Source organism: Rhodococcus sp. PAE-6, assembly GCF_025290685.1.
In the GTDB taxonomy this organism is placed as follows: Bacteria; Actinomycetota; Actinomycetes; order Mycobacteriales; family Mycobacteriaceae; genus Rhodococcus; species Rhodococcus pyridinivorans.
On the sequence record NZ_JAOCLZ010000066.1, the window covers coordinates 1 to 1,757 of the forward strand.

Genomic DNA, 1,757 nt, shown 5'->3' on the forward strand with positions numbered 1-1,757 from the left:
CCGACCATGCGCACCGACTCCGGTGCGGTGCCGACGAAGTGGCCGGCCCCGCAGCCCGGCTCGAGCACCACGGCGCCCTCGGGCAATCCGGCCCGCTGCACCGCCCGCCACAGTTCCGCCACCACCGCGGGGTCGGTGTAGTGCGCGTTCAGGGTGGTCTGACGGGCCTGGGCGAAGCCCTTGTCTCCGAGCAGGTCCAGTAGTTCGGCGTGCTCGTCGCCCCACTGCGTGAGGATCTTCGCTCGGTTGTCGAAGATCTCCGGGATCGCTCCCCAGCCGGACCACTGCGCCAGCACCGCCTGCTCGTCGGCGGTGGCCGGTCGCTGCTGCTGGTCGAGGTGCTGCACCAGACGCAGAGCGGCGATGTTCGCCCGTGCCCGGGCCTTCGCCCCGCTGGGGACGAGCACCTCGGTTCCGAGGGCGAAGTCCTGCACCGCCACGGCCGGGGCAGCAGGACGGGCCACCGTGGTCTCGGCGGGCTCGGGGACCGCTGCGTCCTGATCGGCCTCGGCGTCGGTGTCAGTGTGTGTCGACGCTGTACCGGTCTCGGGCGGCACCGTCTCGGCCGTGGCCGTGGGGCCGATCTCGGGAGTGATGGCCGCGGCCGCGGCGGCGCTTTCGCGTTGTGGCTGGTCAGTGGCGGGCTGCGGTTCGATGTCGGCAGCGGCGGCGTACTGGGCGGCGGTGTCGCGGGAGACCCACACGTACGCGCCGGATTCCTTGCGGACCTTGACCAGAGACCGACTGCGGTCGCGCCAGAGGGGACTCGACAGCGGCTCGCCGTACTCGGTGTCGGGAACGACCAGCTCGGCGGTGTCCACCGCCGGAGCGGATTGTGCCGCTTCGTCTGTCGAGGTGGCAGCGACCGGCTCGGTGGTCGTCTCCACGTCCGGTGTCGCGCCGGTGGTCGGGCCGATGTGGCCGACCATCAGGCGGTCGGTGAGCACCCATGAGGTCGCGGGCGTTTCGGTGGCAGGGGCGGTGCCGGTCGGGGCCGACGGCTCGGTGGGAGCCGGGTCGACCTCTTCGAAGATCACCGCGCCTGCGTCGTCGATCGCAGGCGCTACGACTCGGGGGGACGGTGGTTCGGCCTCCTCACTGACCTGTGGTTCGACCCCGGCCTCGGCGGCGTCCACGCCGGCTTGGGTCTGGGCCGCTGGCGCGGTGTCGGCGTCGAGCTGGCCACCGGCGTGCTCGGTGGCGAGCACGGCGCGGGCCTCGGCGATCGCATCACGCAGGGTCAGCTCGGGCCGGGGCTGATCATCGACGTAGGTGATGCGTTCGGTGCTGTTGCGCGCCCCCGAGAAGCGAAGGGTGATGTGCCGGCCGTCCGGGTCGCCGATGACCACATCTCCGGCCCCGGCGAAGGTCAGATCGGCCGGGGTGAGGCTGTAGAGGTCGTCCCCGGCTGCCCGAAGCTCGCGCAGAACCTTCGGGTCCACATCGTGTTGAAGGGTCCAGGCCAGGTCGATGCCGTAGCGGTCGAGCAGGGCGGTTTCGGCCGGGAAGTCGCTGCGCAGCTGGTCGATGATGCCGCGCCGCACATCCTTGATGAGTGCGTGGTCGGCAACCGCGGAACCGGATTGGCTGTAGCGCCACAGCAGGTCCGCACTGGCGGCAGCGTGGTAGAACTCGTTGTTGCGGGCGTAGGCGATCGCCCTGGTCAGCACGGTGGCGCGAGCCTGGGCGTAGGGCCGGTAGGCCCGCTCGATCCACTCCGGGAGCGCGATGTTGCGGGCTTCGAGCAGCGCACCGAT

1 pseudogene is annotated in these 1,757 nt (G+C 71.4%); it reads right to left on the minus strand.

What is annotated here, in order from left to right:
• Positions 1 to 1,757, minus strand: a pseudogene (locus NVV99_RS26210) (helicase); the annotation flags it as partial.